The organism is Dongia sp. P2_B8, assembly GCF_056404715.1.
Map to the genome: position 1 here is coordinate 550,620 of NZ_JBFUDM010000001.1, position 26,301 is coordinate 576,920.

Sequence of the window (26,301 nt, forward strand, 5' to 3'; positions counted from 1 at the left end):
ATCAGATGAAGGCCGAAATCGAACGCTGCATATTCATGGCCCTGGTCGCCTTGTTCGCCGTCGCAGCCCTCTATGTCGCGAGCCGGTCCGGTCACGGCACGCCCTATTGGGGTGGCATCGGCTTCAGCGTTTTCTGCATCGGCATCCTGTTCTATGCCATTGCAAAAGGCGGCCGGACGGCGCATTGAAGCGCCGTCTTTTTGCTGCGCCTGCTACTCAATCGCAAATGTGAGTGCCTTCAGATAGGCGCTTTCCGGCAGGCCGGGATGGACCGGATGATCCGGTGCAGCACCCGTATGATAGAGCAGCCGCGCCGAGCGCCCAGCTTCCTGGATGCCGCGATCGGCCTGCTTGATCAACTCGTCTGCCGGCATGTTGTGTGAGCAGGAACACAGCATCAGGATGCCCTCCTTGCCGACGCAGCTTGCGGCCAGACGCGCCAGTTTCCGGTAGGCCTTGGAGCCCTGGTTGAAATCCTTGCGCGATTTGACGAAGGCGGGCGGGTCCGCCACGACGATGTCGAAGCGGGCCGCACTTTGCGCCAGTTCCGGCAGGACGTCGAAAGCGTCGCCCTGGCGGGTCTCAAGCTGTGCCGAGAAACCATTAATATCGGCGGCTTTGCGCGCGAGTTCCAGTGCCGGGGCGCTGGCGTCCAGCGCCAGCACGCTGGCGGCCCCCGCTTTCAGGGCCTGATTGCCAAATCCGCTCATGTAACAATAGGCATCGAGAACCTTGGCACCCTTGGCGAGGCGCGCGATCAGGGCACGATTGTCGCGTTGATCGAAGAACCAGCCGGTCTTTTGCCCTTCGCGCGGATCGCACAGGAACCGAGAGCCGTTTTCTTCGATCTCGACCGGGCCGTCGAGCGTTCCCTTGATGAGGCGGGTGATCGGCTCGAGCCCTTCCAGCACCCGTGCCGGGCCGTCGCCACGCACCAGAATGACGCTGGGCTTCAGCAAATTGTCGACTGCCGCGGCCAGATTGTCGATCTCGGCGTCCATGCCGGCAGTCGAGACATTGATCACCACTACATCGCCGTAACGGTCGATGACGCAGCCAGGCAAACCATCGGCCTCGGCGTGGGCGAGGCGATAATAGGGCACGCCGATCAGGCGCTCGCGCAATTTGAGCGCGCGTTCGAGACGGCGCTGCCAGAATTGCGCGTCGATCTCGACGCTGTGGTCGCGGGTGATGACGCGGCCGCTGATGAGCGATTTGGGATTGAAGAAGGCCAGGCCCATGGGCCGGCCGTCAGCCTGGCGCAGGGTGACGATGGTGCCGGGCTTGATCGCCTTCAGCTCCGGCCCGGCCTGTAATTCGTTCGAATAGACCCAGGGGTGGCCGCCAAGCACACGGCGTTCTTCGCCCGATTTCAAATGGATCGTGGGCCGCTTCGTCATAAAAGAAATCCTGTCTTTTCAGTCTGATAGGTGGGTGGGACGGGTGCGTCACACGCCCGGATGGGTTAATCACCCAGGGCGACACCTTCGCGCCGGGGGTCGCTGGCGCCGATCAATTGCCCGTCGCGAACGACGATGACATTAGCACCGCTCTCAAGTTCCTGCACCTTAACCTTGTGTCCCAGGGCCTTGAGCCCGGCCACCAGCGCGTCCAGGTCGTGCTCCGCTTCGACCAGCGTCGGACCATTGCGGTTGAGTACATGGGGGGCGGCGATGGCGGCGTAGGGGTCCAGGTGCCAGTCGATGAGGCCGATCAGCGTCTGCGTGACATAGCCGATGATGTTGGGGCCACCGGGTGATCCCAGGGCTGCGGTCAGGTCGCCGGTCTTGCGGTCGAACACCAGGGTGGGCGCCATGGAGGAGCGCGGCCGTTTGCCGGCCTCGACCCGGTTGGCGGCCGGCCAGCCCTTGGCGGCCGGGGAAAAGGCGAAATCAGTCAGCTGATTGTTGAGGAGGAAGCCACCGACCATCAGATGAGCGCCGAACGTCCCCTCGATCGAGGTTGTGAAGCTGACCGCGTTGCCATGGCGGTCGACGACAGCCATATGACTGGTGGAGAGCGGCTCCGGCATGCGCGATACCGATGGCATCTCGCCCAGCAAAGCGGAATCCGCGGGACGCCCCGGCTTTGCCTCACCCATGGATTTATCGAGGTCGATCTCGCCGGACCGGCCAGCAAGATATTCCGGCGTTAATAGGCGCTCGACGGGGACAGGTGCAAAGTCCGGGTCGCCGACATAGCGTTCGCGATCGGCAAAGGCGAGCCTGCTGGCTTCTGTGATGACATGTGCTGCGACAATGCTGTCGGGCGCGAGGCGGCTCATGTCGAAGCGGCGCAAGGTGCCCAGGATCTGCAGAACGGCAAGGCCACCGGATGAAGGCGGCCCCATGCTGCAGACCTTGCTGTCGCGATAGTCGAGACAGGGCACCGGCCGCTTCTGCGCCTGGTAGGCAGCAAGATCTTCCGGTGTCATCTGTCCTTTGTGCGGCGTTGCCGTGCCGATCGCTTGTGCGATCGCATTGGCGATGGTGCCTTTATAGAAGGCGTCGGCGCCGCCTTCGGCAATCGACCGCAATGTTCTTGCCAGCGCCGGATTGCGGACCTTGGTGCCTGCGGCCAGCGGCTTCCCGTCGGCATCGAAGAAATAGGATCTGGTCGTCGGCTGCTGGGCCAGGAGTTCGTCGCCGGCAATCTGGCGGGCGAGGCGCGGCGAGATCTCGAAGCCATCTTCGGCCATGCGGATGGCGGGCAGGAAGAGATCGCGCCAAGGCAGCCTGCCATGCTCCATGTGCGCAAGTTCCAGCATGCGCAAGACCCCCGGGACACCGACCGACAGCCCGCCTGGCATAACGTCCTTAAAGGAACGTGGCTGGCCGTCCGCGCCCAGAAACATGTCGCTGGTGGCAGCCGCCGGTGCCTTCTCGCGGCCGTCATAGCTTTCCAGCTTTCTGCCCTCTGCCGTATAGCTGAGGAGGAAGCCGCCGCCACCGATGCCTGAAGCCTGCGGTTCGACCAGTGTGAGGACCATCTGCATGGCAATGGCGGCGTCGATCGCCGAACCGCCTTGCCGCAGAATGTCGAGCCCGACCTGGGCGGCCGCGGGGTGCGCGACCGCGACCATTTGACGGTCGCCATGGGCGACATGCGACGCAATTTCGTCGGCTTGCCGCCGGGCCGCTGGTTGCGTACAGGCCGCCAAAGAGATGGCAAGCACAGCGAGGGCGGCAAACTGCCACCGCCCTGGTCCGGGGACGTTTATCTTTGTCAGCATGAGCAATCCATCATTCGGCGCCAAGCTACCGAATGGAATGCGCCCCCGCAACCGATTGCCGGCAGACCGCCGCCCGGGGGCGGTCGATATGCCTATTTGCGAATGATGTTCTGCCCAGGTCCGAACGGGAATTTGGTGATGTTCTCGGCGCCGGTCTCGGTGACGACGAGAATGTCGTGTTCACGATAGCCGCCGGCGCCGGGCTGGCCTTCCGGGATCATGATCATCGGCTCCATCGACACCACCATGTTCGGCCGCAGCTCCGTTTCAATATCTTCGCGTAGTTCCAACCCCGCCTCCCTGCCATAATAATGGCATAGGACGCCAAAGCTGTGGCCGTAGCCGAAGGTGCGGTTGGCGAGAAGGCCGTGGCGTTCGTAGATCGTGTTGAGTTCGAGGGCGATGTCCTTGCAGCGCGCACCGGGCCGGATGAGTTCAAGGCCGCGGCGATGCACTTCGACATTGATCTCCCACATTTTGAGATGCGCATCGCTGGCGTGATCCAGAAAAAGCGTGCGTTCTAAGGCGGTGTAGTAACCGGAGATCATCGGGAAGCAGTTGAGCGACAGGATGTCGCCATTCTGCATTCTGCGCGATGTCACCGGATTGTGGGCACCGTCGGTATTGATCCCGGATTGGAACCAGGTCCAGCTATCCATCAACTCAGCGTGTGGAAAAGTGCGGGCGATCTCGCGCACCATGGTCTGTGTCGCATGCAGGGCGACCTCATATTCCGGCACATTCCGGCCCATGGCTTCAACACAGGCAAAGCCGCCCATGTCGGCAATGCGGGCGCCATGCCGGATGAGGGCAATTTCCTCGTCGGACTTGATCATGCGCTGGCCCATGCAGCCCTGGGAGATGTCGACCAGCGTGGTGCCGGGAAAGAAACTCTCGATCTTGCTCTTCTTGTCGAGGCTGAGATGGTCGAATTCGACACCGAGACGCTTCGGAGCAGGGGCGATCCGCTTGATGGCGCGATAGTAATTGTCCCGCTGCCAATCGGTATAGACGATGTTGGCGCCAATCGTGCGACGCCATGGCTGGCCGGCGTCGATATTCGCGCTGACAGTGACGACATCGTCTTGCGTGACGACGAGGGCATAGCTGCGACCGAAGGAACAATAGAGAAAATCGCTGTAATAGTTGATGTTGTGAATTGAGGTGAAGAGTGCCACGTCAATATCTAGTTCCCGCATCACGATCCGCAGCTGCGCTTGCCGCCGCGCATACTCGGCCTCGGAGAATGTGTGTGGCACCGGCGTGCCGTTGCGGATGATCTTTGTCTCTTCGAGATTCATAATCCTGTTCTCCTGAGCCGCAGTTGTTGCCGAGATGCCGCTCCGGGGAAATTAGGCCTAATTGATGTATTTAGAAAATTTATTGATCTAATCATATCATTTGATATACAAATTTATGGTCATGAAGCAGTTCAGCCTGGATCTGTTGGATACGTTCGTTTGCATCATTGATGCAGGCGGTTTTGCGCGCGCCGAGGCGGCTCTGGCGCGAAGCCAGCCGGCCATCAGCCTGCAACTGCGCCGGCTTGAAGACCAATTGGGCCAGGAATTGCTGCAGCGTCACAAAGGCCCGATCAAGCTGACCAAGGCCGGTGAAAGCCTGCTGCCCTACGCGCGCAGGATTCTGCGCCTGCGTGACGAGGCAATGCGCGAGCTTGCCAGCGCCCGGTCGATTCAGCCGGTACGCGTTGGCATTCCCAGCGATTTTGCACAGAGCCTGCTGCCAAAGGCGCTGGCGCGCTTTGCCGATTCACAGCCCAACGTGGCCCTCGATATCCGCTGCGAACTGAGCGCTGCCTTGCTCGCCGCCCTCGATGGCGGCACGCTCGACCTGGTCATCGCGATGACGGCTGAGAAGCCGGACGCCCGAGCCAGTCAGATCTGGCAGGAGGAGATGGTCTGGGTCGGTGCTGCGAATGCCCGCAAAAAACCGTTCCAGCAGGAAGTCGTTCCGATCATCGCCCAGCCGGAGAGCTGCATCTATCGCAAAAGGATGTCGGACAGGCTATCGGCGGCGGGGCGGGCGTTTCGGTTTGTCATGACGACGGAATCACATATCGGCATGGTGGCTGCGGTCAAGGCCGGCCTGGGTGTCACGGCCGTTGCGCGGTCGACGGTGCCGCCTGAATTGTCGATCCTGGAAAGGACAGATCTGCCGGAACTCGGTCATGTCAGCATGGCGGTCTATCGTCATATCGACGGGCCGGGTGAGGCTGTCAACAAATTGACAGATCTGCTTGTGGCCCAGCTTCTGATGGCACGTGACCGTGCGCAGGCCGCAGAGGATTAGGCCCCTCTGGCAATTAGGTGCGGATACCGCGCAGACGTTCCGAGCGCCGGCGCAGCAATTCCACGACCAGCAGCATGAGGACGGCGACGGCGACCAGCACCGTCGCGGCCGCCGTGATCGTGGGGCTGATCATTTCGCGAATGCCGCTGAACATCTGCCGCGGCAGCGTACGTTGGTCGGTACCGCCAATGAACAGCACCAGCACCACTTCGTCCCATGACGTTACAAAGGCGAACAGCGCCCCGGAGATGACGCCGGGCGAAATGAGCGGCAGGATTACGCGGCGGAAGACCGTCGTCGGCGTGGCGCCCAGGCTGGCACCGGCGCGGATCATGGATTGATCGAAGCCGGTCAAAGTGGCCGTCACCGTGATCACGACGAACGGTGTCGCAAGAAGGGTGTGTGCCATGATGACGCCAAGATGCGTGTTATTGAGGACGAAAAGCGGCTCGTCACCGATGCCCAGCGGGTTGGCATAAAAGAAATAGACGGCCGCCGCGGTGATCACGACCGGGACGATCATCGGCGAAATCAGAACGGCCATGATCAGGGCGCGGGCCGGGAAATAGGGGCGTGACAGGCCGAGTGCGGCGACAGTCCCCAGCGTCGTGGACAGGATCGTGCTGAAGAAGGCGATGATGATGCTGTTCTCGATGGCCTGGTTCCAGCGCTCACTCTGGAAGAATTCCTCATACCAGCGCAGCGACCAGTTGCCGTGCGGGAATGACAGAAACGACGTGTCGTTGAAGCTGATCGGGATGACGATCAGGATCGGCGCAATCAGAAACAGCAGCACGGCACCGCAGAACACGAAAAAGAACAGTCGCCATAGCCTCTCCGTTGTCGAGGCATAGGGCGGCAGGCCGAGGAGGGGGAGCATGCTCATTCCGGTCAACCGAGTTTCATGTTGTCGATGCCAACCAGGCGATTGTAGACCCAGTAGAGCGTCATCGTGATGATCAGCAACGTTGCCCCAAGTGCCGAGGCCTGGCCGAAATTGATGACGTTGTTCATGTAGTAGGAGATGTAGTAGCTGACCATCTGATCACGCGGTCCACCGACCAGCGCCGGCGTGATGTAGTAGCCGAGGCTCAGGATGAAGGTCAGCAGGCAGCCGGCAGCGATGCCCGGAATGGTCTGCGGATAATAGACGCGCCAAAAGGCATGAAATGGCCCGGCGCCCAGGGATCTCGCAGCGCGAATATGGCTGGGCGGGATTGTCTTCATGACGCTGTAGATCGGCAGCAAGGTGAAAGGCAGCTGGATATGGGTCATCGCGAGGATGGTGCCGAAGCGCGTGAAGATCATGTCGAAACGCATGCCGACGATCATCTGAGCCAGATCATTGAGCGGTCCTTCGGTCCGCAACAGCACGAACCAGGCCGTGGTGCGGACCAGCAGCGATGTCCAGAACGGCAGCATCACAAAGATCATCAGGATGCTGGCACGATGAACCGGCTGCGTCGCCAGCAGATAGGCAACGGGAAAGCCGAGGATCAGCGTCAGCAACGTCACGATGCCGCCGATCCAGAAAGTGCGGCCATAAACGTCGATGAAGACCGCCTGGTCGACTGGCGCTCGTTCGATCCCGTCAGCACCTTGGCGCAGGTCCAGGGCGGACAGCCAATAATAGGGGGTAAACCGTTGTGACGCGCTGTGAATGATGCGCCACAATTTGATATCGCTCCACACCGGGTCGGTGGCGACGAAGACCTCCTTGTAGGGGCCCGCCTGCATCTTCTCGACCTTGCGCGCGATTGCCTTGAATTTCGACTGCGCGCCGGCAAATTCGTAGTTTATCCGCTTGGCAATTTCGCCCGCCAAGCGCTTTTTCTGCGCGTCTTGCAGGTCCTGGGCGAGTGCTGCAAAGGCAGCCTCTCCGGGAAGGGTCTGTTGATCCCAATCGGCCAGGGCTTCCTTGGTGTGGTCGAGGCGACCAAAGGTCTCGCTGTTCTTCACGCTCTTGAAGGTCATGACCGCGAGCGGAATGAGAAACGTGATGAGGATGAAGAGGAAGAGGGGCAGGACCAGGCCCAGGGCCCGTAGCTTCCGGGTTCGGTCGGCGCGTGCCAGCTTTGCTTTAAGCGGAACACCGTCGATGGTTAGGATGCCCGGAACGTCAACTGCGGCCATATGACAGGATCACTCATCGAAAGGAAAAAAGGCGCGTGCTGAACGGCGGATGCCGTCCAGCACGCGTCGCGGTCGGTTACTGAGCCAGCCAGGCGTTGAAACGCTTGGTGAGCTCTTCGTTGTTATCCGCCCAGAAAGCGAGATCGGTCGGAATGGCCGTCTTCATGTTGTCCGGGAAGGTCGGCAGGGTCGGGGCAATCGCCGGATCGACCAGGCCGATGGCGTCGACATGCGTCGGCGCGTAGGCGATGTACTTCGATTGCTGCGACATGTTCTTGGGGTCGCTGGCAAATTTGACGAAGTCATAGGCGAGATCGAGATTCTTGGTGCCGACCGGAATCACCCAGAAATCCCAATCGAATTCCTGATAATCCCAAACGATCTTGAAGGGCTTGCCTTCCTTGATCGCATTGCCGATACGGCCGTTCCAGGCGCTGGTCATCACGACTTCGCCGTTGGCCAACAGTTCCGGCGGCTGTGCACCGGCTTCCCACCAGACGACGTCCTTCTTGATGGTGTCCAGCTTCTTGAACGCCTGATCGACGCCAGCCGGCGTGCCCAGGGTCTCATAGACCTTGTCGGCAGGAACGCCATCGGCAATCAGTGCCCATTCCAGGTTGCCGAAGGGCTTCTTCAGCAGGCCGCGCTTACCGGGGAACTTCTTGGTGTCGAACAGGTCAGCGAGCGAAGTCGGCTGAGCGTCCTTCAGAACGGAGGTATCGAAGGCAAAGATCGTCGAATAGGCGATCGTGCCAATGGCGCATTCCAACGCCGTACCGGGCAAGAACTTCGACTGGTCAGCGATCTTGCTGTAGTCGAGCTTTTCCAGGAGGCCTTCATCGCAGCCCGAAAGAGCGTGCGCTGAGTCGACGTCGATCACGTCCCAGGTGACGCTGCCGGCCTCTTTCATGGCTTTGAGCTTGCCGAGCTCGCCGTCATATTCTTCTTCGACCAGCTTGTTCTTGGTCTCCGCCATCCAGGGCTCGTAGTACGCCTTGCGCTGGCTTTCGGAGTAGGCACCGCCCCATGACGTTACTGTCAGCGTACCTTCTGCAGCTGCCGGGGCGATCGCGCCAGCGGTGATAACCGCAGCGACGAAGCCCATGGTCGTAAGTTGTAATTTCATATCCGTCTACCTTCCCTGTTTGCCCGCCAGCTTATTTGACTGTGCGGAGCCTCTCCTGATTGTCCCCAACTTTCCCGGGTCCCTGCCGGAGCGGCACAAAGACTGGGCCCGGTAATCATTTACTGAACGTGGCAGCAGCCGCATTTTGACGACCACTGCGGACGGCGGTCCAAACAATTCTGCGTTAGTACGCGTCGAGGGCGCGGCAATCTTCCGGCTTCCAGCCGACCCGGACCTTTTGGCCTGGCGTCAAACTGGGGATGCCCTCGGAATTTGCGACCTTGATGATGAAGTTTGAATTGCCGAGGACCGAGACGCGGCAGCGCGTGTGGTCGCCCAGATAGATCAGTTCCTGCACCTCGGCATCGAACTGATTGGCATAGGCGCTGGCGTCCGGGTTGATACGGACTCGCTCCGGGCGCAAGGACAAGGTGGTCGGGCTGCCAACGCTCTGGACGCCGACAGGAATGGCGCTGACCATGCCGAAATCGGAGATGGAGACCCCGCAGGACTTGCCGTTGACGGTCGCGACCTTGCCGCTCAGGCGATTGTTCTCGCCGATGAACTGGGCCACGAAGGAATTTTCCGGCCGCTCGTAAAGATCGCTGGGCTTGGCCAACTGCTGGATGATCCCGTCATTGAAGACGGCGACCCGATCCGACATGGTTAAGGCTTCGGACTGGTCGTGGGTCACATAGACGACCGTGACCCCGAGCCGTTCGTGAATATGCTTGATCTCGATCTGCATATGCTCGCGCAGCTGCTTGTCGAGCGCGCCCAGGGGCTCATCCATCAGGACCAGCTTCGGGTCGAAGACGAGGGCCCGGGCAAGTGCCACGCGCTGCTGCTGGCCACCGGACAGCTGTGCCGGCCGGCGCTTGGCCAGCTGCGGCATCTGCACCATTTCGAGCGCGCGCTGGACTTTCTTGGCGGTCTCGTCTTTGGCGATCTTGCGTACCTGCAGCGGGAAGGCGAGGTTTTCCTCGACCGTCATGTGCGGGAAGAGGGCATAGTTCTGGAACACCATGCCGATGTTGCGCTTGTGCGGTGCCAGATTGTTGATTTCGGCTCCGCCCATTTCGATGCGGCCATGGGTCGGAACCTCGAACCCGGCCAGCATCATGAGTGTCGTCGTCTTGCCAGAACCGGATGGACCCAGCAGGGTCAGGAATTCCCCATGCTCAATCGTCAGATTGAGATTTTTGACGACAAGAGTTTCGCCGTCATAGGTTTTCTGGACATCGGTAAATGTGACAAACGGATCGTTGGTCGTTCCCATCGTCCTTTAATTAGCCCCCGTTGAGTAACCCTGACAGGTCACATCACTCGCTGTTTTTTGTCATTTTTTATCACCGCCAAGTGCGCCCGAATGAGCGCCTTCGCGATCGCGGAATTTTTCCCGCCATTCGCGTTTAAAGCAACGGAGCTTAATGAGTCAAATGCAAAACGCTGATGCTCATATTTCGTGCTGCTATCACTCGCGGCGCACGACAACCTTAAGCGGCAAGCGGCAAATACAACTCGCGCCACACATCGCGCAAAGCGGCCGTCAATGTATGCATTAATGCCTCATCGTGATAGGGCGTCGGCGTCAGGCGCAGGCGTTCCGTCCCCCGCGGCACGGTGGGAAAGTTGATCGGTTGGACATATATTTTATGGCGCTCCAGCAGAAGCTGTGCGGCCTTCCGACAAGCGTCGGCATCGCCGACCATCAGCGGCACGATATGGCTGTCGCTGGCCAGGACAGGCAGGCCGGCTTCGGCCAGCATCTGTTTCAGCCGGGCGGCATGGGCCTGATGGCGGACACGCAAGCCGTCCGCCGCGATGAGGCGTGCAAGGCTGGCGCGTGCGCCGGCGGCGATGACCGGCGGCAGGGCCGTGGTGAAGATAAAGCCCGGCGCAAAGCTGCGCACGAAATCGACCAGCAGGGCTGAGCCGGCGATGTAACCGCCCATCAGGCCAAAGGCCTTGCCGAGCGTACCCTGGATGACGTCGAGGCGGTGGGCGATGCCTTCGCGCGCCGCCACACCTGCGCCTGTCGCCCCGTAGAGCCCAACCGCATGCACTTCATCGAGATAGGTGAGGGCGCCGAATTCTGCTGCGACGTCGCAGATTGCCGCGATGGGCGCGATATCGCCATCCATCGAATAGACGCTTTCGAATGCCACGAGCTTCGGCCTGCCTGCCGGTGCCGCCGCCAGCAATTCGCGCAGATGGTCGGCATCGTTGTGGCGGAAGATATGATATTCGGCGCGGCTGTTGCGGATGCCGGCAATCATCGAGGCATGGTTCGAGGCATCGGAAAAGACGATGCAATCCGGGATCTGGCGCGCCAGCACACTCAGCGCGGCTTCATTGGCGACGAAGCCTGAGGTGAAGGTGAGGGCAGCTTCCTTGCCGTGCCAGGCAGCGAGCTCACGTTCCAGCTCGACCAGTTCGTGGCTGTTGCCGGAAATGTTGCGCGTGCCACCGGCGCCGGTGCCGGTCCGTGCAATGACAGCCTGCATGGCCGCCATGACGCTGGGGTCCTGGCCCTGGCCGAGATAGTCGTTGCTGCACCAGACGGTGACTTCGGTCGGCATGCCACCAGGCGTGGCGCGATAGAGCGCTTTGGGGAACTGGCCCGCGATGCGCTCGATATCGGCAAAGACACGGTATCGGCCTTCTGCCTTCAAGGCATCGAGCCGCGTCGCAAACAGGGCCTGGAAGTCTATCTTTGACTCAGGCATGACCGTCACGCTTCAGCCATTCGTGCGTATCCTTGAGCGCCCGCCCGAAGCGGCCGAACATCTCCGTGATCTGCGTTTCCGTCGAGATGAGCGGCGGACAGAAGCAGGCCGAGTCAATCACCGGGCGGATGATCAGCCCATGCTCATGGGCAAATTTGTTTACCAATGTCGGACCGACGGCCAGCTTGGCATCGAAGCTCTCATGAGTCTTCTTGTCCTTGACCAGTTCGATGGCGCCCACCAAGCCAGTGACGCGCACTTCGCCCACCAGCGGATGGTCGGCATAGGCCATCATCTCGCGCTTGAACAAGGGTGCCAGGCTTCGGACCCGGTCGACGATGTTGAGGTCTTCGTAAATCTTGATGGTCTCCAGCGCCACGGCTGCCGAGACCGGATGACCGGAATAGGTCAGGCCATGGGCAAAGCCGCCAAGCTTGTTCGATTGATCGCGCAGTCCCTCATAGACACGCTGGTTGATGAGGATGGCAGCGATCGGCAACTGGCCGGCAGACAATTGCTTGGCCATCGTGATGATGTCAGGCTGCAGGCCAAAGGTCTGCGTGCCCCACCAATTGCCGGTACGGCCGAAACCGCAGATGACTTCGTCGGCCACCAGCAGGATATCATATTTCTTCAGGATCGCCGTGATCTTGTCCCAATAGGTCTTGGCCGGGATGATGACACCGCCGGCACCCTGGACCGGCTCGGCGAACATGGCGGCGATCGTGTCCGGGCCTTCGGCCAGGATCAGCTTTTCCAGATTGTCGGCACAGCGCGTCGCAAACGCCTCTTCCGTCTCTCCCGCTTCGCCGAAACGGTAGTAATGCGGGCAGTCGGTGCGCAGGATGCCGGCGATCGGCAGGTCGAACTGATTGTGCAGGGCCGGCAGGCCGGTGAGCGAGGCTGCTGCCACCGTGACGCCATGATAAGCCTTCACACGCGAAATGATCTTCTTCTTCAGCGGCCGGCCCAGCGCGTTGTTGAAATACCAGACCATCTTGACCGCCGTATCGTTGGCTTCCGACCCGGAATTGCAGAAATAGGCCTTCGACATCGGCACAGGAGCCAGTTGCACCAGCTTTTCCGCCAGCTCGACCGCGGGTGCCGCCACCTTCTGCGTGAAGGTGTGATAGAAGGGCAGCGTCTCCATCTGCTTCTTCGCCGCCTCGACCAGTCGTGGCTGCGGGCCGAAGCCCAGCGAACAGCACCATAGGCCCGAAAGTCCGTCGAAATATTCCTTGCCTTCTTCCGTGTAGACGAAGGGACCGTCGCCTCGGGTCACGACGAAGCCGCCATCCTGCTCGTTCTTCAAGGCATTGGTATAGCCGTGGAAGTGATAGGCACCGTCACGCGCAGCGAGCGAATTGGGTCTGGCGGTCATGATCTTCCTGTTTCAACGTAAAGGATGTTCTGAACATAAAAAGACCAGCCGTTTGCCATCCTTGGCGGCTGGTTCTATGACGCATATGGCAATATCCTCTGTCGCTCGACCGAAGTCAAAGCCTGGACCCGCCAAACGCCGTGGGGCATGCGGTCGCACTTGAGGTAAAAATCATACTTTTTTGAAAGGGTTAGTCATGTCGCTTCGCATTTGTATCGGGGGCGCCACCGGTTGGACCGGAAAGGCGCTCGTCGCGGGAGTGGCTGCCGCCGCCGACTTGTCGTTGTCAGGTGCCGTTGCCCGTAAGGCCGCCGGCCAGGATGCGGGCACGCTCGCCGGCCTGGACGCGCTGGGGCTTGCGGTGACGTCCAGTGTTGAAGCTGCGTTGAAGGCGCACCCGACGGACGTCTATGTCGACTACACGCACCCCTCGGCAGTGAAAGCAAATGTCCTGAAGGCGCTGGAATTGGGTGTGCCGGCCGTCATCGGCACCTCAGGTCTTGCTGCCGCCGACTATGACGAGATTGCGAAATTCGCGGAGAAGCAAGGTCTGGGCGTCGTGGCGAGTGGCAACTTTTCGATCACCGCCAGTCTGCTCACCCGTTTCTCGCTGCTGGCGGCGCAGCATGTGCCGGACTACGAGATCATCGATTACGCCAAATCGACCAAGCCTGACGTGCCCTCCGGCACGGCGCGGGAACTCGCCGAACGCATGGGCGCCATCCAGAAGAGCCTGCCGGGCTATCCGATCAAGGACATTATCGGTCCGCAGGAAGCGCGCGGTGCTGATGTCGGCGGCGGTCGCGTCCATGCTGTGCGCTTGCCGAGCTACGTCCTCGCGGTCGAGACGATCTTCGGCAAGGATGGCGAACGCCTGACCATCCGCCACGATGCCGGCACCTCGGCCGGCCCCTATGTTGCCGGCACTTTGCTGGCGGCGCGCCGTGTCGTGGCGTTGAAGGGCCTGGTGCGCGGGCTGGACAATCTGCTGTTTGGTGAACTGCCGGCTAAATGAGAGCGATCGGTTCGTAGAAGGCGGCGCCAAAGCCGGCTTCGTCACGGGCGGCGCGGTTGAAGGGCGGCTTCAACCGGCCGCGGAAGTGCTTACCCACCAAATGCTGCCAGATCGTCGCCGGATCGTGGCCTTGCCCCAGCGCCACATGATCGAACCAGCGCTTGCCGGCGGCGACATGTCCGATTTCGTCGCGATAGATGATGTCGAGGACGGCTGCCGATTCCTCGTCGCCGGCGCGCCGCAGATCGGCAATGGTGGCGGGCGACACGTCGAGCCCGCGCGCTTCCAGCACCAAGGGCACGACAGCAAGGCGGGCGAGGAGGTCGTGCGCCGTCTCCTCCGCCGACTGCCACAATCCGTCATGGGCCGGCAGGTCGCCATAGCTGGCACCAAGTTCGCCCAACCGAGCGACCAGCATGGTGAAGTGCAAAGCTTCCTCATCGCCGACACGGACCCAATCGTCGAAGAAGTAGCGCGGCAGATCATGGCTGCCAAACCTGGCGATGAGATCCCAGGCGAGATCGATGGCGTTGAGTTCGATATGCGCCAGCGCATGCAGGAGGGCCACCCGCTTTTCTAGATTGCCGCCAGCCTTGCGCTTAGGCATGTCGCCAGGACGGCGCAGTTCGGGATGTGCGGGTCTTGCCGGCCGAGAAGGTGGCCGTGCCGGCCCCTGGAAAGCGGCCCGGCCATCGCGCCAGGCAGCCCCGAGCGCACGCGCCGCTTTGGCCTTTGCCGACGCGTCGGCCGTCGACAGAATGGCGACGGCTTCCTGGGCCAGATCCAACATCAGTCGAGTTCTTTGATAGCCTTGGCCACTTCCTCGACATGGCCCGGCACCTTTACCTTGCGCCAGAGGCCGCGGATGATTCCCTTGCCGTCGATGAGGAATGTGGCGCGTTCGATGCCCATATATTTGCGGCCATACATGCTCTTTTCGACCCAGACCTCGTAGGCCTCGGTTACCTTGCCGCTGTCGTCCGAACCGAGGGCGAAGTTGATGTCGTACTTCTTCTTGAACTTGTCGTGGCTTTCCACGGAATCGCGCGAGACGCCGATAATGACGGCATCCAGCTTCTTGAAGGCTGGCAGTTTGTCGCGAAAGCCGCAGGCTTCGGCGGTGCAGCCGCTGGTATCATCCTTGGGGTAGAAATAAAGGACGACATTCTTGCCCTTGAGTTCGCTCAGGCTGACCTTGCCGCCACCGTCGGTCTTCATGGAAAAGGCCGGCGCCTTGCTGCCGATATCGAGTGCCATGGGGGTCTCCCTCAATCGTTCGTTGGTTCTATGCCGAATATAGCCTCGAAGCAGGCGAAAACAGTAGCCTCCTGCTCCATGACCAGCGCCTTCAAGGCGCCAAAGTCAGGTTCTGCCACGATCTGGGCCAGATGCTTGCGGGCTGGCGGTCCTAGCTTTTCTTCTTCCAGCTTGCCGCCGACGATAAGCCGGATCACTTGCTGCAGCCGGTGCCATAGCCTGGCGGCAAAGATCAGCCGGTCCCCGGTCACGGGGTCGATCAAACCCAACAGATGGGCCTGCGCCAGGGCGATGACCGGATCACCGGCGATGATCTCTGGGAAATCCACAGCATGTTTCAGGACGAGATACTGCGAGATAAAGTCGATATCGACCTGGCCGCCTCGACAATGCTTCAAGTCCCAGATGTCATCCGTGCGATATTGCTGCGCCATGCGCCGGCGCATATCGAGAATATCGATGCGGAGCTTTTCCGGATCGCGCTTCTGGCGCAGTACGCGGCAAAGCATGGCCATCGTGTCTTCGGCGAGGCGCGGATCGCCGGCGATCACACGTGCCCGGGTGAGCGCCATATGTTCCCATGTCCAGGCTTCGCTGAGTTCATACTTCTCGAATGGCCCCAGGCCGCTGGCGATTGGTCCCGAATTGCCGCTAGGCCGCAGGCGCATATCGACTTCGAACAGGCGACCTTCGCCCGTCGGTGCCGTGATGGCGTTGATCAGGCGCTGGGCGAGGCGCGCATAGTATTGGATCGGCGCCAAAGGCTTGGGTCCGTTCGACAAGGTCGTGTCCCAATCGGCGACGTCGCTGGGTATGTCATAGATGAAGACCAGATCGAGGTCCGACGTGATCGTCATTTCACGGCTGCCGAGCTTGCCGAGTGCCAGAAACACCATGCCGCGCCCTGGCAATTTGCCATGCTGTATTTCGAACTCGGCAGCAACAAGGGGAAACAAAGCCGCGAGCGCGCAATCGGCCACGTCCGATAGCAATGGCCCGGCCAAATCGCCATCCAGCGTGCCGCGCAGGATACGGACGCCGATCTGGAACTGCTGGTCCGTGGTCCAGCGGCGCAAGACGTCCAAGGCCTCCTGGAAATCGGGTGCCAGATCCAGCTGGCGGTCGAGATCGGCAGCCAGCATGGTGCGATCGGCATTGGCGTCGTAGAGGCCGGCTGCCAGCACGCCGTCGAGCAGGGCTGGGCGTCTGGCCAGTTGCTCGGCCAACAGTGGTGCTGTGCCCATCACTTCGGCGATGAGATCGAGCAAGGCAGGGTTGGAATAGAGCAAGGCGAAGAACTGGACGCCGGCCGGCAAGGCACGTAGAAAATCGTCGAAACGGCGGAACGCCGTGTCGGGGTCCGCCGTCTGACCGAGCGTGGTCAGCAATCGTGGCATCAGCTCCGTCAGCAATTCGCGGGCGCGGGCACTGCGCGTCGCGCGGTAGCGTCCGTGATGCCAGGCACGGATCTGGGCCGACACGGCGGTACCGTCAGGAAAGCCCATGCGTTCGAGATTGTGCACCGTCTCGGGATCATCTTCGGTCCCCGTAAAGACCAGGCTGCCGGCGATGCCGGCCTCCACGGCTCCCAAGGTCGGCGCTTCTTCAAATAGTTCGGCGTAATGATCTTCGACCCGGCCCAAATGGTGCCGCAGGGTCGCTTCAAATGCCGCTGTGTCGGCATGGCCGCTGAAGATGGCGACGCGGTCCAAGGCTGGACCATAATCCGGCAAGGTCTGGGTCTGTTGATCATCGATCATCTGCAGCCGATGTTCGATCTGGCGCAGATAGCGGTAGGCGGCAATGAGTTCATCAGCGACCTGGCGGCTGCACTTGCCGACCTGGACGAGGCCTTCGATAGCAGCACAGGTCGCACGCTTGCGCAGTTCCTTGGCGCGGCGGCCCCAGATCAATTGCTGGGTCTGGGCAAAGAACTCCACTTCGCGGATGCCGCCGCGGCCGAGCTTGATATTGTGCCCGGCGACAGCAACGTGACGATGGCCCTTGACGGCATAGATCTGCCGTTTGATTGAATGAATGTCCTGGATGGCCGCAAAGTCCAGATGCTTGCGCCAGATGAAGGGGCGGAGACGGTATAAATACATCTCGCCCGCGACGATATCGCCGGCAACGACGCGCGCCTTGATCATGGCTGCGCGTTCCCAATTCTGCCCCATGCCTTCGTAATAAGTTTCCGCGGCGAGGGTGGAAATGACCAGCGGTGTCGAGGCCGGATCTGGTCGCAGACGCAGATCGATACGAAAGACATAGCCATCCGCGGTCGCATCCTGCAGCAACCTCACCAGATTGCGCGCCAACCGCACAAAACATTCTTGAGCAGTCTTCCTGCCCGTGTAGCGGACTTTCTCACGCTCAAAGAGCAGGATGAGGTCGATGTCACTGGAATAGTTTAGTTCCCGGGCGCCGAGTTTCCCAAGGCCCAGCACGATCAGGCCACTGTCACGTTCCGGCTCGTCTGGGAAGGGGAGCTCGATTTCGTTGGTGCGCGCCAGATTGCGCAGCAGATGACAAATAGCTGCCTGCAGTGCCGCCTCGGCAAATTGAGTAAGTGCTGCCGTTACTTTTTCCAATGGCCACAAACCGGCGATATCGGCCGTGGCGACGATGAGGGCGACCTGCCGCCGCGCCCGCCGCAAGGCTGTCATCAACGCGACTTCATCCAGGCTTTCCAATGCCTTGGGTGTGATGCCGGTCACGACATTGTTAAAGACAGAATCGATATCCTGCGTTAAAAGTTGAAAAAATGCGTCGGTTTCAGCCAACAGGCACCGGCCGAGGAAGGGAGAATTGCCGAACAAGGCGGCAAGCAATGCCTGTACCGTGGGGTTGGCCAGCATGGCCATTGCCTCAGGCGGCAGGTTTTGCGTCAATTGTTCAAGATGAAGGTCTACCTGCCGTTGGTCGCTCGGGCGCGGCAGTTTGGTGGCATCAATGGCGGCAATGGTTGCGAGGGGCATTGTCTGGCTATTGTCAGCGGGGAAACCGAGAGACTGCTGAAGCAACTGGTTCCGGTCAAGTCAATGGTTGGATTCTTGCATGGAAACCGTTGGCATTAGCAGGTGTTGTTGCAGCCAGACGTTGTTACAGGCCGTACCGCATGCTGACCGGAGCTGACCGCGCGTGATTCGTCGAACGACAAAGATTACTCTCGAAATTCTCGGGGCTGCCTTGGCGGGCGCCGCCATTATTCTTGCATTCTTGACCTGGCGATTGACGCAGGAAGGGCCAGTCCACCTGCGCTTTCTGTCCACCTATGTCGAACAGGCGCTGATCCGGGCCGATCAACCCTATCGGATTGCCATCGACGATACCGTGCTGACCTGGGCCGGTTGGGACCGCGCTCTCGATGTCCGGGCAATCGGCCTGCGGGTCCGCGATCTCGATGGGCGCGAACTTGCCAATCTGCCGGAAGTCTCCATCACCTTCAGTGCGCGCGCGCTCCTCAAGGGGTTGGTCGCGCCGTCCAAGATCGAAATCATCGGTCCCAAGCTCACCTTGATCCGCAATGCCGACGGTTCGCTGGCCTTTGGTCCAGGCGGCGTCACCAGTGCGCCATCGACCAAGGATTCCGACGGCAGCTTCGAAGCGCTCATGCTGCTCGCCGGTGATATGCTGGAGCCGCCCGACCGCTCCAAGCCGACCGGCTATCTCACCTCAGCAGCCATTCTCAACGGCAGCGTCCAGATCATCGACCATGTCACCGGACTGACCTGGCAGGCTGACAATTTTGGTGCCGAGGCACGGCGCGACGTCGGCGGGTTGGTGGGCGATCTGTTCGCAGCACTGCCGCAATTCGGCGATCCGGCGATCGTCAGCGCCAAACTGAACTATCGCCGCGATACCGACAAGCTCGGCATCGATGCGACCGTAGGCTCGCTCCAGCTCTCCTCTCTGGGGTTGGTCGAGCCGGCACTTGCGGAACTGTCGACAGCCGACCTCGCCGTGACCGCCAAAGTGCAAACATCGATCCAGATTGCCAGTGATCATCTTGGCGATATCGGACAGGTAGACTTTGTCTTGCTCAGCGGTGCCGGCGCGCTCGATCTGCCCAGCCTGACAAAAATGCCGATTCCGGTTACCAGCCTGTCGGTCACGGGCAGGCTGGATCGTCACAATGATATCATGTCGATCAACGCGCTTGATCTCGACATCGGCGGGCCGAAGATCACGGCGAAGGCTGATTGGCAAGGTGCCTTCAGCGGCAAGGCCAAGGACGGGCTGGCGCCGTTGCTGAACGCCAGCGTCAAGGTCACGCAATTGCCGGCAACATTGCTCGATCCCTATTGGCCGGAAACTGTCGCCAGCGATACCCGCGCCTGGGTGGTGCCGAATATTCCAGACGGCATGGTCGATGAGGCCAGCGCGGATTTGGCCTTGCGCCTGCCGCTCGATGCCACGGGAGCCAAGGTTGAAGCTCTGAAAGGCATCCTGAAGACCAGCGACATGACCGTGCATTATCTGCGGCCGATGCCGCCGATCACCAAGGGTGTGGCAACGGCCGAGTTCGATGCCAAGACGTTTCGTGCCAAGATCATCAGTGGCGAAGTCGGCAACATCAAGGTGAAGGGCGGTGATCTGGTGATTACCGGCCTCGATGTCGAGGATCAGTTCATCAAAATAGGTGGCGATGTTGCAGCTCCATTGAAGGATGCGCTGGAACTGCTCGATCATCCGCGGCTGGGATACGCCAAGAAACTCGGCATCGATCCCAAGACAGCCGGCGGCTCGGCTACAGCGAATATCCTGTTCGATTTCCCGGCAGCCAAGAAGCTCACTTTCGCGGAAGTGAAGGTCAAGGTCGCGGCAGAATTGAACGACGTCAAGATCGCCAAGATCCGCTTCGGCAAGGATGTGACGCAAGGTGTGCTGAAGCTCAATCTCGATGAAAAGGGCATGAACATCACCGGGCCGATCAGGTTTGCTGAAATGCCCATCGTGCTCGATTGGAGTCAGACATTTTCAGACGATGCTGCATTTGACGAAAAGCTCCACGTCAATGGCGCGGCCACGTCCGAACAATTGGCGTCCCTCGGCTTCGACTACCGGCCTTGGGTCGAAGGCAGCTGTCAGTGCGATGTGACCTACACCAAGTTTCCGGGTGGCCGGGCGACACTTGACGGTGCCTTTGACCTTACCAACGCCATCCTTGATGTGCCGGCCGCCAAATGGCGCAAGGCGGCGGCGGTGCCGGGGCGTGCCGAACTGACCCTGGAAATGATGAACGACAAGCCGGTGGCCATGCCGCATTTCATGATTGGCACTGCAGACTTGGTCACGGGTGGCGCCCTGCAATTCGCTGCCGACGGATCCATATCCCGCGTGACGCTGCCGGACCTCAAGATCGGCACGTCGCATCTTGTTGGCTTTGACGCGGAGCTGAAGCAGGGTTGGACCTTGGTCACCGTGAGCGGCGGCACATTGGATGCCGAACCGTGGATGGGTGGCGACAGCACCACGCTGACACCGGAAGAACTGGCCGAGACAGGTCCCGAACAGCAGCGTCCTTTCACACTGAAGGGCCAGTTGGCCAACCTCCGCCTTGGACCTGGGCGCGAGTTGACCAATGCGACGATCGAAGCGATCCACGACCCTTATTGGTGGGATGTCGTCAGTTTCCAGGCGGCACTGCCGAGCGGCGAGCCGATTATCTTCGACTATCGCCCCTCCAAGGCGGGGCAGCACGGACTCACCATTTCGACCAAGGATGGCGGCGCGGCGTTGCGCGTGTTGGGTCTTTATGACTCCATCAAGGGCGGGACACTGTCGATTACCGGCACGGTGAAAGACAATCAGCCCTGGCGGCCGCTGCGCGGCAAAATTGCCATGTCATCATTCCGCGTCATCAACACACCCTTTGTTGCACGTTTCCTGACTGTTGCCACGATTACCGGTGTGGTTGATGCCGTGACCGGCGAGGGCTTCCTGTTCGGTGGCGCCGAGGGCCGTTTCACGAAGACACGCGGAAACATCGAGCTGAAGAAATTTCGCAGTGCGGGACCGTCGGTTGGCATGACCGCGCAGGGGCAGGTGGATCTCGATCGCAATATGATCAATCTCAAGGGGACCCTGGTACCGGCCTACGCGATCAACAGCGTGCTCGGCAACATTCCGCTCATTGGGCCCATCATTCAGGGCGGTGAGGGTGAAGGACTGTTTGCCGCCACCTACGCCATTACCGGCAATCTCGAAGAGCCCAAGATCGACGTCAATGAATGGTCCGCCCTGGCGCCGGGCTTCGTCCGCGATCTCTTTACCGACGATGGTACAGAGCTTCCTGACGATGATGAGGGTGACGGTACGGTGCCGGCGAAACCGAAGACGCCAGGAACCAAGGCGCCGGACGAGATGCACAACAATAACTGACGGAACGGCAGATCCAAGGAGACAGAGTCATGCGACAGCATCACTTTCTTGTGGGTATTGCGTTGTTCGTTTTGGGTTGTGCTGATGTCGATCAGCATGCCGCGCCCATTCCACTGCGGCTGCTGGCCTTCAATGATTTTCACGGCAACATCCAGTCCGCTGATCCCAGTCCAGGTCGGGTCACTGTCATCAAGGATGGCAAGGAAGAGATGGTTGAGGCGGGGGGTGCTGCCTATCTTTCGAGCCTGGTGGCGCAGCAGCGTGCCGGCCATCCCAACAATCTGCTGGTCAGTGCCGGCGATCTTACGGGGGCAAGTCCGATGTTATCGGCCCTGCTCAAGGACGAGCCCACCATACGCATCATGAACAGCATGCGGCTCGACCTCAACGTCGTTGGCAATCACGAATTCGACTATGGCCGTAGCGAACTGATACGCAAATCGATAGGCGACTGCGCTACGCTCCTTTTTTGCCCTGACGGTCGCTTCAAGGGTGCGGCTTTCCAATATATGGCGGCGAACGTCGTCGATGCCAGCAGTGGCAAGCCGCTATTCGCACCCTATGTCGTGAAGGAATTTGACGGTGTCGAGATCGCCTTTATCGGTGTGGTGACGACAGAGACGCCAAGTATCGTCGCGGCAAGCGGCGTTGCCGGCCTGACCTTCCTTGACGAGGCCGAGACGCTGAACAGATATGCTGATGAACTCAAAGCAAAAGGCGTGCGGGCGATTGTTGCTGTTCTTCATGAAGGGTCGACCGCCAACGCCGATGTATCTCTCGATGGCGGAAACTGCGTCGGTGTCGACGGTGCGCTCAATGATATCGTTGCCAAGGCCAACCCGGAGATTGATCTGTTCATTTCAGGGCATACGCACCAAAGCTATGCATGCCACCTCAATGGCCGGCTCGTAACGCAGGCTGGCAATTATGGGCGGATGCTGAGCGTCATCGATCTTTCGCTCGATCCCAGCAGTGGCGATATCGTGGCCATGTCAGCGCGGAATCTTCCTGTCACGCACGACCTCACGCCGGATCCAGCGATCCTTGCGGAATTGAAGAGCGCTGACGTGGCAACGGCGCCCATGCGCGCGCAGAAGGTGGCGACCCTGCAGGCGGCCCTCTCACGCAAAGGAGATGCGACAGGAGAATCCGCCCTGGGCGACGTGATTGCGGATGCTCAACTGGCCGCGGCCAAGGATCTTGGTGCCGTGATCGCGCTTACCAATCCTGGCGGCATTCGCCAGGACCTGCCCAGCGATCCCACCAAGGGGCTATCGGTCAGCCTCAGCGATCTTTTCGCCGTGCAGCCTTTCGGCAATAATCTGGTTGCGATGGACGTTACTGGCGCACAGTTGAAGCTGTTGCTGGAACAGCAATGGGTCGGCCAGCCGGAAGATCGCAAGCCGCGCATCCTGCAGATCTCGCAAGGTTTTGCCTATTGCTATGACGATCAGCGGGCAGAAGGCGACAGGATCCTGACGGAAACCATGCAGATCAATGGCAAGTTGATCGATCCGAACGCCACCTACCGGATTGCGGTGAACAATTTCCTGAGTGGAGGCGGCGACCGGTTCGAAATTCTCAAAGAAGGCCGGCATCTGGTGCAGGGCGGTGGTGATCTCGAAGCTTTTCGCGATTACGTTGCCGGAAAGGCCGGGAGCTTCCCAGCAGCACCCGCCGGACGCGTCTGTCGGCGGTCGTAGGGTCATATTCATGACTTATTAAGGGTTAAGGCGGACATTCCCTGTAATAAATATTGTTTCAGGGGAGTGAAACACCGTGATAACCAAAGGTTCTTCCGGCGGCTCGCTGGCTATAAAAATACTGCTGCCGATCCTGGCAGCCCTTCTTTTTGGCCTCGGCCTATCCACCTGGGTAACAGTGTCGCAAAGCAGCGCGACCGTGAGCAAGCTCAGCAACGATCTGGGCGTAGCGGTGGCAACGTCGGCCACCGACAAGGTCGAGAACGTGATTGCGGGCGCTTTCGCGTCCGCCCGTGCGACGGCTGCGAACGTCGTTGGACAGATCGATGGCAAATCCGCCAGCCGCGCCAGTGTTCTTGCATCCTTGCGCAAATTGCTGGCCGACAATCCGAACCTGCTGGCCACTTGGGTCGCTTTCGAACCCAATGCCTTTGACGGGCAGGATGCCAGTTTTGTGTCGGCGGAAGGACATGATGCGACCGGCCGCTTCGTTCCTTACATAGCGCGGGACGGCGACGGCGCGAGCTTGACGGCACTGACCGACTACGAAACGCCGGGGGCCGGTGACTACTATCTTCTGGCCCGTAACAGTGGTCAGGAACAATTGCTGGAACCCTATCTCTACAAGGTCAACGGCAAGGACGTGCTGATGACCAGCGCTGCGGTGCCGGTTATCGTCGATGGCAAGGTCATTGGTGTGGCCGGGATCGATCTGCTGCTTGAGGGCCTCAATGGCCTGCTCGGCAAGATGACACCGTTTGAGACCGGCTCAGTGTCGCTCATTTCGAACGGCGGTCTATGGGCTGCTTATAGCAATGTCGAGGCACTCGGCAAGCCGATCAGCGAGACATCCGATACACTTAGCGGTGCGCTCGCCGCGATCAAGGGTGGTGAGCGTCTGGAGATGGCGGATCATTCGAAATCGCTGGATACCGATGTCACGCGCATCTTCATGCCGGTGACGGCTGGCCTCTCGACCGACCGCTGGTCGGTCATGGTCAATCTGCCCCAGGACAAGATGCAGGCGCCGGTCAATGCGCTGACCAACACAGTGCTGATCGTCGCGGCGGTCATCGTCCTGGCGCTGGGCATCATCGTTGCCTTCCTGGTCCGCTATCTCGCCGTGAAGCCGGTGCGCGCTCTTACCGGCGCGGTCGAGGGGTTGGCTGGTGGCAATACGGCGCTTGATGTTCCGTTGACAGCCCGGCGAGACGAGCTCGGTGTCATGGCGCGCGCGATCGATTTCTTCAAGGAGAAGTTGATCGAGGTCGATCGGTTGCGCGAAGAACAGAAGGCCTCGGAGCAACGCATCACCGATGAGCGGCGCAAGGCCATGCTGGACCTTGCCGACGGCTTCGAAGCCGCGATCAAGGGTGTGGTCGAAGGTGTGTCGTCTGCGGCAACGGAATTGCAATCGAGCGCCACGTCCATGTCCGGCACCGCGGAAGAAGCCACCCGCCAATCGACGGCGGTAGCGGCGGCGACCACCCAGGCTTCGGCCAATGTGACGACGGTGGCCGCGGCGGCAGAGGAACTTTCCTCCTCGATCACTGAGATCAGCCGGCAGGTTGCAGACAGTTCGACCGTGGCGAAATCGGCGGTCGATGAAGCTGCCCAAACCGGCGAAACGGTTGAGAGTCTCGCTGTGGCGGCGGAAAAGATCGGCGGCATCGTCCAGCTTATCAACGACATTGCCAGTCAGACGAACCTGCTGGCGCTCAATGCGACGATCGAGGCCGCCCGCGCTGGCGAGGCAGGCAAGGGCTTTGCCGTGGTGGCGTCCGAAGTCAAGAATCTGGCTAGCCAAACCGCCAAGGCGACGGAGGACATCTCAGTCCAGATCAGCGGCATGCAGCAGGTAACGCGGTCGGCAGCAAGCGCCATGGGGCACATCCGGTCCACCATTGCCCGGATCAATGAGATCGCCTCGGGTATCGCTGCCGCGGTTGAGGAGCAATCGGCCGCAACGCAGGAAATCTCCAACAATGCCCAGCAGGCAGCCTCTGGCGTCGACGAAGTGGCTCGCAATATCAGCGGCGTCAATCAGGCCGCCAATGAAGTTGGTGGTGCCGCCGGCGAGGTCCTTGGCGCCTCGTCTGAATTGTCGCGGCAGTCGGAATCGCTGCGGCGCGAAGTGGACGCGTTCATCGCCAAGGTGCGTGCCAGCTGATCCAAAGAAAACGGGCGGGACCTAGGTCCCGCCCGCTTCCGCTTGGTCGGAGGAAAATCCCTATTTTGCCGCAGCGACTGCCCGCCCCGCCAATACGCTCACCAGATGAGCGCGATAGGCGGCTGAACCGTGGAGGTCGCTGTTGAGGCTATCGGCCGAAACTTTGGCACCCTTGGCGGCATCGGCACTGAAATTGGCACCAAGAGCTGCTTCAACTTCCTTGGCCCGGAACACGCCTTCCTGGCCGGCGCCGGTCACCGCAACGCGCACGCCACCCTTGGTCTTGGCAACAAAAACGCCCACCAAGGCAAAGCGCGAGGCCGGCTGCACGAACTTCTCGTAAGCGGCTTTTTCCGGTTTTGGGAAATGGATCGCCGTGATGATCTCACCATCCTCCAGGGCTGTCGTGAAGATGCCTTGGAAGAAATCGTCGGCTTTGATTTCGCGCTTGTTGGTCCGCACTGTGGCACCGAGGCCGAGCACGGCGGCGGGATAGTCTGCCGCCGGGTCGTCATTGGCGACCGAGCCGCCGATGGTCCCGCGGCGCCGTACCTGCCGGTCGCCGATCAGGCTGGCAAGGTGTGCGAGGGCAGGGATGGCACCTTGCACGGCCGCAGAGCTCGCCACCTCGGCATGGGTGGTCATGGCGCCGATGGTAACACCGTCACCTTCCACCTTGATCCCCTTGAGATCGGCGATCGCACCGAGATCAATGAGATCGCTGGGTTCAGCGAGGCGTTGCCGCAATGTCGGCAGCAAGGTCTGGCCACCGGCGATGATCTTGCCGTCACTGGCACCGCCGATCACCTTCACTGCGTCAGCGACAGAGCCCGGTTTGTGGAATGCGAAATTATGCATGTG

At 60.6% G+C, this 26,301-nt stretch carries 19 protein-coding genes; 6 read left to right on the forward strand and 13 right to left on the reverse strand.

Going from position 1 to position 26,301, the window contains the following annotated elements:
- The first annotated feature begins 5 nt into the window (after positions 1-5).
- The gene (locus tag AC1DWZ_RS02440; RefSeq protein ID WP_477167272.1) at positions 6-188 is read left to right on the forward strand and encodes a hypothetical protein; all 183 of its coding nucleotides are present in this window, start codon (positions 6-8) and stop codon (positions 186-188) included.
- Between the two features lie 24 nt (positions 189-212).
- Here the strand turns inward: AC1DWZ_RS02440 and AC1DWZ_RS02445 are convergent, their stop codons facing one another.
- The 3 genes from AC1DWZ_RS02445 to AC1DWZ_RS02455 all read right to left on the reverse strand — a co-directional run bounded on the left by AC1DWZ_RS02445 (position 213) and on the right by AC1DWZ_RS02455 (position 4,533).
- Positions 213-1,400, reverse strand: coding sequence for a class I SAM-dependent rRNA methyltransferase (locus AC1DWZ_RS02445; protein ID WP_477167273.1), 1,188 nt, complete (start codon positions 1,398-1,400; stop codon positions 213-215).
- 65 nt (positions 1,401-1,465) lie between these two features.
- Positions 1,466-3,232 carry a gamma-glutamyltransferase gene (gene ggt / locus AC1DWZ_RS02450; RefSeq protein WP_477167274.1) on the reverse strand — a complete coding sequence of 589 codons (1,767 nt, stop codon included), beginning with the start codon at positions 3,230-3,232 and terminating at the stop codon, positions 1,466-1,468.
- 92 nt (positions 3,233-3,324) lie between these two features.
- On the reverse strand, positions 3,325-4,533 hold the full coding sequence (locus tag AC1DWZ_RS02455) for a M24 family metallopeptidase (RefSeq protein ID WP_477167275.1): 1,209 nt from the start codon (positions 4,531-4,533) through the stop codon (positions 3,325-3,327).
- Positions 4,534-4,654: 121 nt separating this feature from the next.
- Here AC1DWZ_RS02455 and AC1DWZ_RS02460 point away from each other — a divergent pair, with 121 nt between their 5' ends.
- A complete protein-coding gene (locus tag AC1DWZ_RS02460; protein WP_477167276.1) occupies positions 4,655-5,542 on the forward strand; it encodes a LysR substrate-binding domain-containing protein in 888 nt (295 codons plus the stop codon).
- Between the two features lie 13 nt (positions 5,543-5,555).
- On the opposite strand, the gene AC1DWZ_RS02465 is transcribed toward AC1DWZ_RS02460, so the two are convergent.
- The 6 genes from AC1DWZ_RS02465 to AC1DWZ_RS02490 all read right to left on the reverse strand — a co-directional run bounded on the left by AC1DWZ_RS02465 (position 5,556) and on the right by AC1DWZ_RS02490 (position 12,911).
- Complete coding sequence (locus AC1DWZ_RS02465) at positions 5,556-6,428, reverse strand: ABC transporter permease (protein ID WP_477167277.1); 873 nt, start codon at positions 6,426-6,428, stop codon at positions 5,556-5,558.
- Positions 6,429-6,433: 5 nt separating this feature from the next.
- The gene (locus AC1DWZ_RS02470) at positions 6,434-7,675 is read right to left on the reverse strand and encodes an ABC transporter permease (protein ID WP_477167278.1); all 1,242 of its coding nucleotides are present in this window, start codon (positions 7,673-7,675) and stop codon (positions 6,434-6,436) included.
- A gap of 76 nt (positions 7,676-7,751) precedes the next feature.
- On the reverse strand, positions 7,752-8,801 hold the full coding sequence (locus tag AC1DWZ_RS02475; RefSeq protein ID WP_477167279.1) for an ABC transporter substrate-binding protein: 1,050 nt from the start codon (positions 8,799-8,801) through the stop codon (positions 7,752-7,754).
- Positions 8,802-8,985: 184 nt separating this feature from the next.
- Positions 8,986-10,080 (reverse strand): ABC transporter ATP-binding protein, encoded by a 1,095-nt coding sequence (locus AC1DWZ_RS02480; protein WP_477167280.1) that lies wholly within the window; start codon positions 10,078-10,080, stop codon positions 8,986-8,988.
- A gap of 217 nt (positions 10,081-10,297) precedes the next feature.
- Positions 10,298-11,515 (reverse strand): 5-aminolevulinate synthase, encoded by a 1,218-nt coding sequence (gene hemA, locus AC1DWZ_RS02485; RefSeq protein ID WP_477167740.1) that lies wholly within the window; start codon positions 11,513-11,515, stop codon positions 10,298-10,300.
- Between the two features lie 7 nt (positions 11,516-11,522).
- A complete protein-coding gene (locus tag AC1DWZ_RS02490; protein WP_477167281.1) occupies positions 11,523-12,911 on the reverse strand; it encodes an aspartate aminotransferase family protein in 1,389 nt (462 codons plus the stop codon).
- Positions 12,912-13,107: 196 nt separating this feature from the next.
- On the opposite strand from AC1DWZ_RS02490, the gene dapB reads away from it, so the two are divergent.
- Positions 13,108-13,926 carry a 4-hydroxy-tetrahydrodipicolinate reductase gene (gene dapB / locus AC1DWZ_RS02495; RefSeq protein ID WP_477167282.1) on the forward strand — a complete coding sequence of 273 codons (819 nt, stop codon included), beginning with the start codon at positions 13,108-13,110 and terminating at the stop codon, positions 13,924-13,926.
- Here the strand turns inward: dapB and AC1DWZ_RS02500 are convergent.
- Genes AC1DWZ_RS02500 through AC1DWZ_RS02510 form a run of 3 tightly spaced genes read right to left on the reverse strand, consistent with a single transcriptional unit; the run spans position 13,919 to position 18,161 of the window.
- On the reverse strand, positions 13,919-14,716 hold the full coding sequence (locus AC1DWZ_RS02500) for a ferritin-like domain-containing protein (protein ID WP_477167283.1): 798 nt from the start codon (positions 14,714-14,716) through the stop codon (positions 13,919-13,921). The genes dapB and AC1DWZ_RS02500 overlap by 8 nt on opposite strands.
- Positions 14,716-15,183, reverse strand: a complete 468-nt coding sequence (bcp, locus tag AC1DWZ_RS02505) for a thioredoxin-dependent thiol peroxidase (RefSeq protein WP_477167284.1) — start codon at positions 15,181-15,183, stop codon at positions 14,716-14,718. The genes AC1DWZ_RS02500 and bcp overlap by 1 nt, the downstream gene beginning before the upstream one ends.
- Positions 15,184-15,194: 11 nt before the next feature.
- Positions 15,195-18,161: a bifunctional [glutamine synthetase] adenylyltransferase/[glutamine synthetase]-adenylyl-L-tyrosine phosphorylase gene (locus tag AC1DWZ_RS02510; RefSeq protein WP_477167285.1), complete on the reverse strand. Its 2,967-nt coding sequence runs from the start codon at positions 18,159-18,161 to the stop codon at positions 15,195-15,197.
- Positions 18,162-18,324: 163 nt separating this feature from the next.
- On the opposite strand from AC1DWZ_RS02510, the gene AC1DWZ_RS02515 reads away from it, so the two are divergent.
- The 3 genes from AC1DWZ_RS02515 (at position 18,325) to AC1DWZ_RS02525 (ending at position 25,440) form a co-directional block, all read left to right on the forward strand.
- Positions 18,325-21,567, forward strand: coding sequence for a YhdP family protein (locus AC1DWZ_RS02515; RefSeq protein WP_477167286.1), 3,243 nt, complete (start codon positions 18,325-18,327; stop codon positions 21,565-21,567).
- 29 nt (positions 21,568-21,596) lie between these two features.
- Positions 21,597-23,270 (forward strand): bifunctional metallophosphatase/5'-nucleotidase, encoded by a 1,674-nt coding sequence (locus tag AC1DWZ_RS02520; protein ID WP_477167287.1) that lies wholly within the window; start codon positions 21,597-21,599, stop codon positions 23,268-23,270.
- A gap of 76 nt (positions 23,271-23,346) precedes the next feature.
- Positions 23,347-25,440 (forward strand): methyl-accepting chemotaxis protein, encoded by a 2,094-nt coding sequence (locus AC1DWZ_RS02525; RefSeq protein WP_477167288.1) that lies wholly within the window; start codon positions 23,347-23,349, stop codon positions 25,438-25,440.
- A 60-nt stretch (positions 25,441-25,500) separates the two neighbouring features.
- On the opposite strand, the gene AC1DWZ_RS02530 is transcribed toward AC1DWZ_RS02525, so the two are convergent.
- Positions 25,501-26,298: an FAD binding domain-containing protein gene (locus AC1DWZ_RS02530; RefSeq protein WP_477167289.1), complete on the reverse strand. Its 798-nt coding sequence runs from the start codon at positions 26,296-26,298 to the stop codon at positions 25,501-25,503.
- Between the last annotated feature and the right edge of the window lie 3 nt (positions 26,299-26,301).